We start from the raw sequence: 13,330 nt of genomic DNA, 5'->3' as shown, positions 1-13,330 counted from the left end.
CCCGGCCACGGGCGTGATGCGCCACGCCGACGCCGGCTACGAACTCGCGCAGCAGACCGCGCGCGAGGCAGGCCTCAAGCTGCCGATGCTCGGCCGATGAGCAACGTGACGCCGCCGCTCGAAAGCGGCGGCGTCACCCTCGCTTAGAGCGTTTCAGGAAGCCGGTGTGAGTCGTTGTCCACGCAACAGACCAGCACCTCGGCATCCTCGGCACCCGTGCTGAGGTACACGTGCCCCACGGCGCTGTCGAAGTAAAGGCTGTCGCCGGGCGACAGTTTGAAGACCGTGCCGTTTTCAAAATGCAGTTCCAGCTCCCCGCCTAGCAGGAACAGAAACTCCTCGCCGCTGTGGCGGATGTAATCGGGAAACGCGTCCATCGTGCGAGCGTGGATGCGTCCGCGCATCGGCACCATGCGCTTGCCGGTGAGGTCGTTGGCGATCATGCCGTACTCGTAGTTCGGCGTGTCGTAAATCATCTGCTTGCCCTCGCGCGTGAGCGACGGTTTCATTGGGCCGGCCGCCTTGCGCTTCCTGCGTCCGAATATCGTGTCGAAGTCCACGTTCAGCGCGTGTGCGAGCGCCGCGAATTTGTCATACGTGAGCGCAATGTCGCCGCGCTCGGCCTTCGAAATCGTCGAGACGGCGATGCCGGACAACTCCGATAGCTGCATCAACGTCAGTTCGCGCGCCTTGCGCGCTTCGCGCAGACGCGCGCCAACGGCCGCGTGATCGATCTCCGTCGGGGCCTGCTCAGTTGTGATCTCTTGTGCTGCGCGCTTTGCCATGGAAGGGACGGCTCCCGGTTAGGGGTTTTGTCGTATACGAGAATTATTTTTTTCTCGTATATGATAACTCGCATCTCGACTCCCCTTTGAAGGAGCAGCGTCGTGGCCTCAATCGCACTGGGAAAAGCCGGCCTATCGAAGGGCCAGGTCATTGCCGCCACCACACTGGGCACGGCGCTCGAGTACTACGATTTCACGATCTACAGCTTCTTCGCGATCCAGATCGGCAAGCTGTTCTTTCCTTCCGCGTCGCCGGTCAATCAATTCTTGCTTTCCATCGGCCTCTTCGGCGTGGGCTTCGTGGTGCGTCCGCTGGGCGGCATCGTCATCGGGGCCTACGCGGACCGCGCCGGGCGCAAGCGCGCCATGGTGCTCACCATCATGTTGATGGCGCTGAGCTGCGCGCTGATCGCCTGCGCGCCGCCGTATGCGGTGGCGGGCATCGCGGCGCCGCTGATCGTGCTCGCGGCGCGCCTGATTCAGGGCTTCGCTGCCGGTGGCGAGTTCGGCCCCGGCACCACGCTGCTCGTGGAATATGCGAGCGACAACACGCGCGCGTTCTTCGCGAGCTGGAACTTCGCGGCGACGGCGCTTGGCCTCGCGCTCGGCGCGGCGGTCGCCACGCTCGTGAACGTGCTGCTGCCCAAGGAGGCGGTCGACAGCTGGGGCTGGCGCATTCCGTTCCTCGTGGGCATTGTGGCAGCGCCGGTAGGCATGCTGATTCGCCGCCGCCTCGAAGAAACGCTGAGCGCGGCGCCCGCGCACGGCGCCAAGCGTAGCGGCGCATTGAAGGCCGCGCTCACTACGCACCTCAAGCTCACGATACTCGGGACCTTCGTCGAACTCGGCGGTTCGGTGTCCATCTACATCACCGCGTTTTTTCTGCCGAACCACGCTGTGCGCGTGCTTCATCTTTCGTCCACGGCGGCGGTCGCGTCGGGCGTGGTCAGCTCGCTCGTGCTGTTCGTCGCCGCGCCGCTCGTGGGCAAGCTCGCCGACCGCTACACCCGCAAGCGCGTGCTCGTGATCTCGCGCGTCGTGCTGCTGCTGAGCGTGTATCCCGCGTTCGCATGGCTTTCCGCCGCGCCTTCCATGGCGCTGCTCTGCGCGGTCTCCGCTTTCCTCTCCGTGTTCGTGGCGGGTCAGGTCGTACCGGTGCTCGTGATGATCCCCGAACTGTTCCCGCGCGAAGTGCGCGCCACCGGCATTGCGCTCACCTATGTCGTGAGCGCCTCGATCTTCGGCGGATTTTCACCGCTTGTGGCAAGCTGGATCGTTGCGCGCACAGGTAATCCGCTCGCGCCCGCCTGGTATGTCGCGGCCGCCTGCGCCATTTCGCTGATCCCGCTCGTCTGGCTGCGCGACCGTACCGGCGAGGCCATCGGCTAAACCTCATTTCATCAGGAAACCGAACGATGCTTGACAAGACCGAACTGGTCAGTCTGTCCGCCGTCGAACTGCGCCGCCTGATCGGCGCAAAGGCCATTTCGCCCGTTGAACTGCTCGATGCGTGCATCGAGCGCATCGAGGCCGTGAATCCGGCCGTCAACGCGATTACGGCAACGTGTTTCGATGCCGCGCGCGAAGCGGCCAAAACCGCCGAACAGGCCGTCATGGACGGCAAGCCGCTCGGCTTGCTGCACGGTCTGCCGCTCGGTGTGAAGGATCTCGAAGATACTGCGGGGCTGCTCACGACCTACGGCTCGCCGATGTCGCGCGGCCACGTGCCGTCTCGCGACGTGGTGCTCGTGGAGCGCTTGCGCGCGGCGGGCGCGATTCTCGTGGCGAAGACGAACGTGCCGGAGTTAGGCGCGGGCGCTAACACGCGCAACCCCGTATGGGGCGCGACGGGCAATCCGTTCAACCCCGCGCTCAACGCCGGCGGCTCGTCGGGCGGCTCGGCGGCGGCACTCGCGTGCGACATGCTGCCGGTTTGCACCGGCTCCGACACCGGCGGGTCGCTGCGTATTCCCGCCGCGAAGTGCGGCGTGGTCGGCTTTCGTCCATCGCCGGGGCTCGTGCCCAATTCGCGGCGCCTGCTCGGCTGGACGCCGATCTCGGTGGTCGGGCCGATGGGGCGCGACGTCGCCGAAACAGCGCTGCAACTCGCGGCAACGGCGGGCGAATCGGCGGGCGATCCGCTGAGCTACGCCGTGGACGCCAACGCGTTCGCGTTTTCCCCGCATATCGATCCATCGACGCTGCGCATCGGCTATACCGAAGACTTCGGCTGCTGCGACGTCGACCCGCAAATTCGCGCCGTGTTCCGTGCGCGCATAGCGGCACTCAAACGCATCGTCCACGCGTGCGAGCCCGTGGAGTTCGATCTTGGCGACGTGCATCGCTGCTTCGACGTGATTCGCGCGGAAAGCTTCGTCGCGGGCCTGCATGCCGCGTACACGCGCGACCCCGGCGCGCTCGGCCCGAACACGCGCGCGAACTACGAAATGGGCGCGAAGATGTCGCTCTCGGACAGCGCGTGGGCGCAAGCCGAGCAAACGCGCATCTTCCAGCGCTTCCAGAGCGCATTCGCGCGCTACGACGTGATCGTTTCGCCCACCACGCCGGTTACGCCATTCCCGTGGAGCGAACTGTACGCCGCGCAGATCGACGGCCGCGCGCAAGAGAACTACTATCGCTGGCTCGCGCTTACTTATGTCGTCACGCTCACCACGCATCCGGCGCTCGCGCTGCCGTGCGGCGTGGATCATGCGGGCATGCCGTTCGGACTCCAGATCGTGGGCCCGTTCCGCGGCGACATGAAGACGCTAGCGGTCTCGCAGGCGCTGGAAACGGCGTTTTCCGCGTATCCTGATCTGCGCCGCCCACGCCCCGATCTCACGCGTTTGGCACAAGCCAATCCGGCGCTGACTTCCATCGTGACGGCGCCTCCCATTTACAACCCAACCGGCGGCGACGCTGCTGGTCTTTCGGCGGTATGAACATGAGCAACGACATTCAAAGACTGCAAACCAATGCGCGCATGAGCCAGGTCGTGATCGCGGGTGGCGTGGTCTATCTCTCGGGTCAGGTGCCGGATACGGCAGGCGCGCCGATCGACGTTCAGGCTACCGAAATTCTCACGCGCATCGACAAGCTGCTCGCATCGGCGGGCGTGGACAAGACGCGCGTGCTGACCGCGAACGTGTGGCTGAGCGACCCGAAGCACTTCGACGCCTTCAATGCCGTATGGGATGCATGGGTTGCGCAAGGCCACGCGCCCACGCGCGCCTGTGTACAGGCATTGCTGATGCGCCCGGGCCTCGATGTCGAAGTGGCCGTCACCGCGCTCGCCTGAGTGCCTTCGAGCCAGGAACATTGCGTGATGAAATTCGATTCGGTCGTGCTTGGCGGCGGTATCGTCGGTGTGTCGGTGGCCTTGCAGTTGCAGCGGCGCGGTCTTGCGGTCGCGCTCGTGGACCGCAGGGCGCCGGGCAATGAAACCTCGCACGGCAACGGGGGATTGATTCAGCGCGAGGGCGTCTACCCTTATGCGTTTCCGCGCGAGCTATCCACGCTGCTGCGCTATGCGCGCAACCGCTCGACGGACGTGCGCTATCACCCGGGGGCCATGCCGAAGCTGCTGCCTTTTCTTTATCGTTACTGGCACCATTCGCGCGCCGACCGGCACGCCGAAATTGCGCGCGCGTATGCCACGCTCATCGAGCATTGCGTGACCGAGCATCGCGCGCTGATCGAGGCGGCGGGGGCTGAGGCGCTCTTGCGTACCAACGGCTGGATGAAGGTGTTTCGCAGCGCGGCCGCCATGGACGCCACGGTGGCCGAGGCACAGCGCTGGCAGCGCGAGTACGGCGTGGGTCACGAGGCGCTGGACGCCGCGGCGCTGCGTGCCGCCGAGCCCGCACTGAGCCACACACTCGTGGGCGGCGTGCGCTACACCGATTCCGATTCGGTTAGTGATCCGAAGGGACTGGTCACGGCCTACTCGAAGCTCTTCGAGCAGCTAGGCGGCCGTGTGCTGGTGGGCGACGCCGCGACGCTCGAACCATCGTGGCGCGTCATGACGCAGGACGGTCCCGTGCTGGCGAAGTCGGCGGTCATTGCCATGGGGCCGTGGTCGGGCGATCTCACGGCGCAGCTGGGCTACACGCTGCCGCTCGCCGTGAAGCGCGGCTATCACATGCACTATGCGGTTGCGAATGGCGCGAAGCTGAACCAGCCGGTGCTCGACGCCGAAGCGGGCTTCCTGATCACGCCGATGCTGCGCGGCACGCGCCTCACGACCGGCGTTGAACTCGGCTTGCGCGATTCGCCCAAAACGCCCGTTCAGCTCGAAGCGGTCGAACCGCTCGCGCGCGGCATCTTCCCGCTGGGCGCGCGGCTCGACGCCGACCCGTGGCTGGGCCGGCGCCCCTGCACGCCGGACATGATGCCGATCATCGGGCCCGCGCCCAGGCACGATGACCTCTGGTTCGCCTTCGGTCACGCGCACCACGGTCTCACGCTTGGCCCGGTCACGGGGCGCCTGATCGCGGAAATGATGACGGGCGCGCCGACCGTGGTGGACCCCCGGCCATTCCGTGCCGAGCGGTTTTGACTCGCAGCGGCGAGGCGAGACCCGGCGTACGCGTTCAGAACCGGTAATTGAGCCCCGCGAACGCCGTGATTTCGCGGCGGCTCTCGGTGATCGGGCTGTCGGCGGCGTAATGCTGAAGGCGCCCGAACGTCGCGTTCACCGAGCCGACCCAGTGCTTCGAAAAGTCGTGCGTCATGTAGAACGTCATGTGCACGTCGCGGATGCCCGCGCCGGGCGAATAGGCCGGCAAGCCGGATGCCGCGCTCTGGTCAGGCGTTACGCCGAATAGCGTGCGCATGTACACGCCGTTGGCCCACGTGAGCCCCGGTCCAACCGAAAAGAGCCACCCCGTCAGCGGCAGCGACACGTAAAGATCCGCCGTTGCCGTCGTACCTTGCCCGTGGCCGCTGATGTCCTGATACATGGCCACGGCGCCCGTGAACGCCCACAGCGTGTAGTCGGCGAAGAGGCGCAGCTTCGGGCCGTCGTCGACGTTGCTCAGGCCATGCAGATGCGGGTCGTCCGACACGGTGCGCGACTGGAAGTCGAAGCTCAGCGAAGCGCCCACATGGTAGTTCGGCGCCGAAATCACGTTCACGCCCAGCACGTCCGGCCCTTGCGAGAAGACGCGGTCGCGGTAGGAGATGTCGAGCGACGGGAACGGATAGACCTTCATGTGGCGCGCGCCCGGATACTCAGGCGCGAAATACGCGCCGGGGCCGATCGAGATTTTCCACGGCGAGTCGGTCGTGGCGGTGCTGGACGTATCGGCGTCGGCCCACGCGTGCGAGGCCAGGGTCAGCGCGGCCACGCACGCCAGCCCTTTCAGTGCTACGGCTTGCATCACGTATTTTTCCTTCCCACTGCCGCCAGTTGGCGCAGACGCCGGGCAAGCGCCTTGGAGACGACCGGCGCGTCTTTCGCGCCGCGTGCGACTTCGCTCTCGCGCAGGAACAGGGCCGTTTCGCGCGCAACGATCTCGCGTTCGTTGTCCGAAGTGATCATGTGATAGGAATCGTCGAGCCATAGCGTGCGCAGGAAGTTCGAGCCGATACGGTCGATCACGTGGCGCGGATTGCGCGGACTCGATGTTTCGTCGTCGATCGCGTGGATGACGAGCGCGTCGTTCTCGATGGCGGGAACGTCCTTGCGGGCCGCGCGTGCGAGGCGCAGCGCCTGATGCAGGGCGGGCAGGGCAATCGTCGAGGGGCCGACTTCGCTAAAGTCGCTGCGCTGCATGGCGCGCGCAATTTTCTTGCGCAGCGCTTCGTTACGCACACCGAACGGTTCGGCCTCGCGATAGCGGTAGCGGTGGCGCAACGGCGTGAAATACGCCCAGTCGAGCAGGAAGCGATACCACGGGATCGCCCAGCCGTCGTAGGCGAGCGTGAGCGAAAGCAGGACGAGCGACTGCGCCGCGGGCCGCTCGCGAATCAGACGCAGCGCGAGCGCGCCGCCAATCGAAAGCCCGCAGATCGAGACGCGCTCGTAGCGTGCCGCGAGTGCGTCGAACTCGCGCGCGGCGTTTTCGACCCATTGCTCCATCGGCAACTGGCCCGTGCCGGCGCTATACCCGTCGATCACGGGCGCACACACTGTGAATCCTTCGCCTTGAAGATAGCGCGCGAGATAGCGCAGTTCGATTGGCGAGCTGGACAGGCCGTGAAGCATGAGGACGGCGTGGCCGTCGCCTTCGCAGAAAAAGCGCGTGGATTGCACGGCTGGCGCATCGGTCGCGGCCAGCTCCATTTCGAGCGTGGCCATGTCAGCTCTCCGTGCGCAGCACGAGAAAATCGCCTGCGTGAGTGGTGAAACGTTCGCAGCTGCAGTTAGCGTGACGGTATTCGCGCTTGTGCTGCTCGCTACGCAAACGCGCGCGATGATGGCCCGGCGAGAGTGCGTGGGTCAGGCGCTGCACGTCGTCGGGATGCAGGGCGTCGAAGAGCGGGCCAGGCGCGACTTCGGCCGCGGCCGGCAGCGCTTGCGACATGCTCTGCCCCACGCTCGCGCGCTGGGCGGCATTACGCTCGAGGCCCTTGATCAGGATGAACCCCTCGTGATGCTGCGCGAGGTGGCGCAGCAGGCGATGCGTCTCGTCGATGGCGCGGCGGGCGAGCGCGCGCTCGTTATCCTGACGCAGCAGCATTTCATAGCGGGACTGCGCGACCGAGGCGATCAACTGCGCGCGGAACTGCTCGCGCCGCAGACGCTCGATCAGCGTGATCACGAGCACCGTGACGAGCGGATACGACACCAGCAGAATCAGATCGTGGGTGTCGAGATACGTAATGTAATTGTAGGGCGGCACGAACATATAGTCCGCAATGGCGAGACCGAGCACCATCACGGTCAGCGCAGGCGCGAGGCCGAGGAAGTATTCGACCAGCGAAGCGGCGATACAGAACGTCGTGCCCGGCATCATCGGGCCGAGCACGGGATGCAGAGCGAAACGGATGGCACTCGCGAGCGCGAGCGCGCCAGCGGCAATACACCAGCGGCGCGGGCCTCTTGGCGCCCACAGGCGGGCGTTACGGACTTTCATGATTTCCCGGGTCGCCCGCCTCGTGACGGGCTGTTGCGCGCGTATTGCGCATGGGCAATCGCAGACGCTCTAGTTGTAAGCAGTGCAAGGAATTCGACAGGAACGGCGGAACGGAGCGGCGGTGACCGACCAATTACTGTCAGTGCTCCGACGGATTTTTTGCGTCCGGGATATTACCACTGTTTACAAGCATGCGATTGGCGACTCCCGACCGCAGGAAACCGCGACGCGAGACAGGCTGGCACGACGGCGGCTCGGGAACGGGAGTGGAGGTCATGCCGGTCGCTACTGTCCATGGCATCGTCACATTGAGAAGACGGGCGAGTTCCAGTCTCGGTAAAGCCGCGAAGTCCGCTCAAATTGATAAGCAGAACAGAGATTCCATTCTGGTGGAGAGAGGCGATTGAAATGAGTTGGCGTGGGCGGCGCCGTTGCCGACGTGAAGATGCGGGCGCAAGACGAGGGAAGACCCCGATTGGTCGTACTTCTGATTGATCTAGACTCCAGGGGCGAGTGCCGCGCATCGATTCGATGCGGCACCAGTTTTCCAACGCAGATTCCGTTCCATGAAGCATCCGATCCAGGGATGGCTTTTGGGTGTCATTCTTCTGGCGCTCGCCAGCGTCTCGGCGGCCGAGCCCGCCAAGGCGGCGCACACCCAGAAGCTTGTCCAGAAGCACGTCCAGAAGCACGCGAGGGGCCACGACGCCCCGAAACACGCCGTCGCGGCCGCGCCTGCGCCGGCGGCGCCTTCAGTCTCCTTGCCCGCCATTGCGAAGCGTTACGAATACCAGTCGCCGTTTGAAAGGCAGTACAACGCGCGTTTGGGGAAAACCACCGCTGCAACGCCTGGCACTCCGGACGACACCAATAGCGCACTCGATGCGGCGGGCAATGGGCTGCGCGCGCCCGGAGCCCAGGTCGACAGTAACGGCATCCCGAACCAGGCGCTTCATCCGCAATCGCCGCCGCTCGTCTCGGTTGGCGACTGGGATCTCTCCGCCGATGCGCATCTTCCGCTCACGCGCTCGCACGATACGGGCGCGGCTATCAGCGCGCGGCACGGGTTCTAAAAAATCCCACGCCGCCCACTTCCTTACCGCCGCCAGGTAATCGGTAAGGGATTGCCGTTGTCACACGTTGCTCCCGGGAATGCGGATAAGGCGAGCCAGTAAGCTGACAAGCTCACATCCCGCAAAAGAATCCTCCCCGGACCCACGCCTTATGTCACAACGACGCCCAACCAGTTCGCGCATCCTGGGTCAACTCCTGCTCCCCGTGCTGCTCAGCTCGACGCTGATGCTGCAAGGCTGCGCCACGACCGCAGAGAACATCGCCCTGGGGTTTGGTATCGGCTCGGTCGGCACCATCTCCGCGCTGGGCTGCCTGCTCGCCTGCCAGATGAACGACGCGCGCTGGTAAGCGGCGCTCAGTAGTACATCCACCGCCCGTACTGCGGCGACCAGTACACCCAGCGCGCCGGCGGTTGCTGGTACTGCGAGCCCCACGGTGCGGGCGGCGGGTAGTAAGCGGGCCGAGGCTGCGCGTACATGGGCGGCTGCTGCGGATATTGCTGCTGGGCGTATTGCTGTGCATACACCGGTTGCTGCTGCTGCGCATAGGCGGGCGGTTGCGCGTAGGCCGGCCGCTGAGGCGCATACGCCGGCTGCTGCTGGGCATAACCGTACGGCTGGGGTGGCGGCGCGTATTGCTGGATCTGCTGTTGGGCCTGGACCTGGGGCGGGACGCGTGGTTGCGCCGGTTGGGAATAGGGTTGGGCGTAACCCTGGCCTTGCGTCGAGTAGATCTGCGCGGAGCGCGGCGGCTCCGATTCGTCGACGGCTTCGTCGTTCGCCAGCGACTCCGGCGGCGCAACGTCGTCCTGCGCGGGCGGCGTTGCCGCAACAGCGTGGTGGTTGGCGCCTGCCTGCGCATAGGTGTGAGGCTGCGGCTGCGCTTGCCGGGCAGCCTGCGCGGGCGCTGCGCTGGCGTTGGCAACGTTCGCGTGTGCAGTCGTCTGCGCGGGCGCTACCGCTTCGGCCGGGGCCGCGGCGGTGGAGTCCTGCACGTCTTGCGCCTCTTGTGCTTCCTGGGTTCCTTGCGCGCCTTGTCCGCCTTGTTCATCCGCGAGCGGCTTGACCACCACCGGCACGGTCATGACCGTCGAGACCTCGCCCGCGTCGCTATATGTGTGCTTGATGTCGAGGATCGGCTTCTGGGCTGCTGCGCCGGCTGCCTTCTTTGCGGGCGCTGTAGCCGGCGCCGCGGCAGGCGCACCCGCCTGCGCCATCTCCTCCCTGGCTGCCTTGTAGCCCCGGTCGTAGGCCGCCTGGACTTCGCGGTCCTGCGCCGCGGCTTCTTCTTCCTTGCTATACGCGTGGGACGCTGCGGATATCGTGCAGCCCACTGCAAGCAATGCGAGGGCTGTAGCGTGCCTTGCGGTCGTGTCCATGGCGGGACCTTTATTTCGTTTTTCGATGATCTAATCGTACTACGCGGCCGATGACATTCAAGCGGCGGGAAACCCCTTGAGTATGCGGCCGAACGCAAGCGCTCAACCCCGGCGACGCTTGCGCCAGCAACCACCGCCGGCACCCGGTCGGGCGGCTCGGCTCGGCGCCGGCTGGATGACGTCGAACACGAGGCCTCGCAATTTATTTCATTTTCCTTTCGGGTTGGCCGCCGGCGATGCGGGACAACAGGCATTCGCCCAGCGATCCTGGCAGACCGCCTGGCAAGGCCGTCGCGCCATGCATAGACTGATTGGCAGCGAGCGTGTACGTGCGAGGAGCCAACATGACGACTGGTATTCCGGCGCCCGGTGGCATCAACCGGCTGAAATCGATGTGGCGAAATGGCCAGGCGGCGCTCGGCGCGATCGCGACAATGCCGTCAGTTCAGACTATCCAGATCATGGCGCGCGCCGGTCTCGATTGGGTCCTCATCGACATGGAGCACGGCGCAATCGATGCGGGCTCGGCGCACGCGATGATCTGCGCGACCTCCGGCACCCCGCTTGTCCCGCTTGTTCGGGTTGCCGCCACCGATGCGTGGCACGCCAAGGTCCCGCTTGACCTCGGCGCTCTCGGCATTTGTTTTCCGATGACGACGACCCGCGCTGCCGCGGAGGCGGCGGTCCGGGCGGTTCGTTACCCGCCCGACGGAGATCGCTTCTGGGGGCCGTTCTACGCGCCGCCGAGATGGGGTTTGTCGATGCGCGAGTATCTGGATTGCGCAGACAAGGAAGTGCTCGCGATTGGCACGATCGAGCATGTCGACGCGATCGGCAATATTGGCGACATCGTCGCGACGCCCGGACTCGACCTTGTCTTCATTGGACCGGGGGATCTTGCAACCAGCATGGGACACCGAGGCAAGACGGATCTTCCAGAGGTGCAAGCGGCGATCGCGCAACTCGAGGCGCCCATATTGAAGAGTCAGGTTTTGCTCGGCGGCGTCGCGCCGAACGCCGACCTGGCGAATGCCATGATCGCACGCGGCTACCGTGCGATCGTCGTCGGTATGGACTGGTCCTTGCTCCAAAGAGGAATCGCATCGGCCGTTGACGGCATTCATCGGTAAAAAGCCTGATGAGCGCAGGCGCCGCTATCGGACCATGGTCCGATAGCGGGCCTCGCGAACGGGGCGCCATTGCTCGCCTCAGCGTGCCGGCGGCAGGCGCACTTCGGGGGGCAAATGCAGCATGCGCGAAGTGGCTCAGCGCAGCCGTCATCAGATATCCAGGGGCGATACGTTGGTTCCCTGCAGTGACAGATTGGCCATCAGTCCCGCGTTGGTCAGCACAATGCACTCGACGGGCTCCGTAGCCGTGGTCGCGTCGATCATGCCGTTCGCGCCGACCTTCACGAGCGCAACCGACGAATCGACGCCAGCCGTCCAGCCTTTCGAACTACGAAACTTCGCGAGCGCATCCTGAGTCATGAACAGGAAGATAAGCGCCTTCGACTGCGCGCCGACCTCGAAGCCAAACGAACCGGAAACGGTGCTGTAGTAGCCAACCGAGGCGCCGCCGACGCGTAACGCGCCCTCGCCATATCGCGCCCCGACGATGAAGCCGGCTTCGATGATCGATGGAAAGACAAGAATTCCATTCGCCTTGGCAACGAGTTCTCGCGATCCGCCCACCGTGGTGTAGAGCCGGGACATCGTGCCGTCGATGCCCGCATCGATCGATTGACGCTTGTCTGAGTTACCCGCGGCTGTTGGCGCCGAGGTTCCCGTCATCGTGCATCCGGTTAGAGCGAAACCTGAGAGCGCGATCGTGGCCCCAGCGGCACACAGAACATTTCGTCGATTCATTGTCGACTCCTTGGTGCTTCGGTCACGTTTCACGCAAGCCAATTGTGCGAGCGGCGTCACGCCTGCGCCCCAACACGCCTGCTTGAGTCATGGCGGCCGCCCATTGACCGTTGGCGTGCGTGCGGTTGGAAACGTCGATGCCCCGCGCAGGTTTCACCGCGTGATGCTGCGCGTGACAGGCAAGCGCTTTGCGCCCGTGTTCGTTTTTCTGCGAATCCGTCACGGGCGACCGGAAAAACGCGTAGTCCTTATCAACAGGCGATTGCGTGTTGTCGTGATTGGCAAACCCATACCGGAACGACATGAATCGCCCAATGTACGGCAGCCATGGAAGGGCTGCGCGACGGGGCCGTCGATGCAATTCCCGCCGTCAATTCCCGGCAGTCCGGCAACACGTGAAAACCGGAACCGCTCTTTCAATGGTGCTCAAAGAGTTTGATCTGACCACTCTTGTACATCTCTTTGACTTTTGTATGGAGCGATGCCTTCGGCGCCTTCTGGCATTCGGCAACAATTGCGGCCACTGGCGTTGCTGTGTCTTCCACCATGGTGTCGGTTTCCGTGACACCGAGCTTGTCTACTCCGACCAGGTAATAGACGACAGCCGGCCGGTAGACTTCGCCGACGGCAAGGAAGTCCTCGCATTTCATCTTCAGAGGATTGGTTTTTGTGGGCGCCTGAGCCCATGACGGTAGCGCGAGGGCTGAACCCAGTAGCAGGGCAACAACGGTACGGATCATCTTGCACTCCTGGAAGTTTCCACACGAAAAAGCCGGAAACTTTCCGCTGGTGCTCTAAACAACGAGAGAAACCGCGGGAAAGCTGACCCGACCTGTTTCGCAGCAGGTACGCGAAGCCTCTGCTGTTCGTGTCTCTTAGGATGATCAGTATTGACACTTGCACCAAAAGTACAATAGGACCTTAGTCCAACATCATGCATGTTGGGCGCGTAGCTTGAACTTGCTTCGCGCCATGCCATCCTGCACGCAGTCCCGCGCACGCGAGAAACGCGTCGCCAGGTTGTTTGACCCACTCCGGTTTCGAGCCCATCGTGGCAATCACCTGTGCAAAGGCAACGAGCGACTGTACGCTCGGATCCCACGGCTCTGATGTGACCGCTGCGCTTTGCGCACAGACTGCGGTGGG

Annotated in this window: 14 protein-coding genes and 1 pseudogene; 7 read left to right on the top strand and 8 right to left on the bottom strand. The window is 64.5% G+C overall.

Going from position 1 to position 13,330, the window contains the following annotated elements; translation table 11 throughout:
* Positions 1–143 precede the first annotated feature (143 nt).
* Entirely contained in the window at positions 144–785 is a 642-nt protein-coding gene (locus U5A52_RS39215) for an XRE family transcriptional regulator (RefSeq protein WP_321939549.1), read from the bottom strand.
* Between the two features lie 102 nt (positions 786–887).
* Between U5A52_RS39215 and U5A52_RS39210 the strand changes: the two genes are divergently transcribed.
* From U5A52_RS39210 to U5A52_RS39195, 4 genes are read left to right on the top strand one after another with little or no spacing between them, the layout of a single operon-like run.
* Positions 888–2,174, top strand: a complete 1,287-nt coding sequence (locus tag U5A52_RS39210) for an MFS transporter (RefSeq protein ID WP_321939548.1) — start codon at positions 888–890, stop codon at positions 2,172–2,174.
* Positions 2,175–2,200: 26 nt separating this feature from the next.
* On the top strand, positions 2,201–3,727 hold the full coding sequence (locus U5A52_RS39205) for an amidase (RefSeq protein ID WP_321939545.1): 1,527 nt from the start codon (positions 2,201–2,203) through the stop codon (positions 3,725–3,727).
* Positions 3,728–3,729: 2 nt separating this feature from the next.
* Positions 3,730–4,083 (top strand): RidA family protein, encoded by a 354-nt coding sequence (locus U5A52_RS39200; protein ID WP_233887648.1) that lies wholly within the window; start codon positions 3,730–3,732, stop codon positions 4,081–4,083.
* A gap of 27 nt (positions 4,084–4,110) precedes the next feature.
* Positions 4,111–5,343, top strand: a complete 1,233-nt coding sequence (locus tag U5A52_RS39195; RefSeq protein ID WP_321939541.1) for an FAD-dependent oxidoreductase — start codon at positions 4,111–4,113, stop codon at positions 5,341–5,343.
* Between the two features lie 34 nt (positions 5,344–5,377).
* Here U5A52_RS39195 and U5A52_RS39190 read toward each other — a convergent pair whose 3' ends face one another.
* From U5A52_RS39190 to U5A52_RS39180, 3 genes are read right to left on the bottom strand one after another with little or no spacing between them, the layout of a single operon-like run.
* A complete protein-coding gene (locus U5A52_RS39190) occupies positions 5,378–6,166 on the bottom strand; it encodes a MipA/OmpV family protein (protein WP_321939539.1) in 789 nt (262 codons plus the stop codon).
* The gene (locus U5A52_RS39185; RefSeq protein ID WP_321915251.1) at positions 6,166–7,071 is read right to left on the bottom strand and encodes an alpha/beta hydrolase; all 906 of its coding nucleotides are present in this window, start codon (positions 7,069–7,071) and stop codon (positions 6,166–6,168) included. The genes U5A52_RS39190 and U5A52_RS39185 overlap by 1 nt, the downstream gene beginning before the upstream one ends.
* Before the next feature lie 16 nt (positions 7,072–7,087).
* Positions 7,088–7,864 carry a DUF4118 domain-containing protein gene (locus U5A52_RS39180; RefSeq protein ID WP_321915228.1) on the bottom strand — a complete coding sequence of 259 codons (777 nt, stop codon included), beginning with the start codon at positions 7,862–7,864 and terminating at the stop codon, positions 7,088–7,090.
* A gap of 566 nt (positions 7,865–8,430) precedes the next feature.
* Here U5A52_RS39180 and U5A52_RS39175 point away from each other — a divergent pair.
* Entirely contained in the window at positions 8,431–8,937 is a 507-nt protein-coding gene (locus U5A52_RS39175) for a hypothetical protein (RefSeq protein WP_321915226.1), read from the top strand.
* A gap of 151 nt (positions 8,938–9,088) precedes the next feature.
* Complete coding sequence (locus tag U5A52_RS39170; protein WP_321915225.1) at positions 9,089–9,286, top strand: hypothetical protein; 198 nt, start codon at positions 9,089–9,091, stop codon at positions 9,284–9,286.
* A 7-nt stretch (positions 9,287–9,293) separates the two neighbouring features.
* On the opposite strand, the gene U5A52_RS39165 is transcribed toward U5A52_RS39170, so the two are convergent.
* A complete protein-coding gene (locus U5A52_RS39165; RefSeq protein ID WP_321939536.1) occupies positions 9,294–10,316 on the bottom strand; it encodes a hypothetical protein in 1,023 nt (340 codons plus the stop codon).
* Positions 10,317–10,660: 344 nt separating this feature from the next.
* Between U5A52_RS39165 and U5A52_RS39160 the strand changes: the two genes are divergently transcribed.
* Complete coding sequence (locus tag U5A52_RS39160) at positions 10,661–11,446, top strand: HpcH/HpaI aldolase family protein (protein WP_321939533.1); 786 nt, start codon at positions 10,661–10,663, stop codon at positions 11,444–11,446.
* Positions 11,447–11,596: 150 nt separating this feature from the next.
* Here the strand turns inward: U5A52_RS39160 and U5A52_RS39155 are convergent, their stop codons facing one another.
* From U5A52_RS39155 to U5A52_RS39145, 3 genes and pseudogenes are all read right to left on the bottom strand, one after another.
* Positions 11,597–12,184 (bottom strand): YSC84-related protein, encoded by a 588-nt coding sequence (locus U5A52_RS39155; RefSeq protein WP_321939558.1) that lies wholly within the window; start codon positions 12,182–12,184, stop codon positions 11,597–11,599.
* A gap of 416 nt (positions 12,185–12,600) precedes the next feature.
* A complete protein-coding gene (locus U5A52_RS39150) occupies positions 12,601–12,924 on the bottom strand; it encodes an HdeA/HdeB family chaperone (protein WP_321915221.1) in 324 nt (107 codons plus the stop codon).
* Positions 12,925–13,183: 259 nt separating this feature from the next.
* Positions 13,184–13,303, bottom strand: a pseudogene (locus tag U5A52_RS39145) (DUF3300 domain-containing protein); the annotation flags it as partial.
* Positions 13,304–13,330 lie beyond the last annotated feature (27 nt).

It is taken from the genome of Paraburkholderia sp. J8-2, assembly GCF_905220195.1.
Taxonomy (GTDB): domain Bacteria; phylum Pseudomonadota; class Gammaproteobacteria; order Burkholderiales; family Burkholderiaceae; genus Paraburkholderia.
The sequence above is the reverse complement of the archived record's forward strand: the minus strand, read 5'-3'. Positions and strand labels throughout refer to the sequence as shown.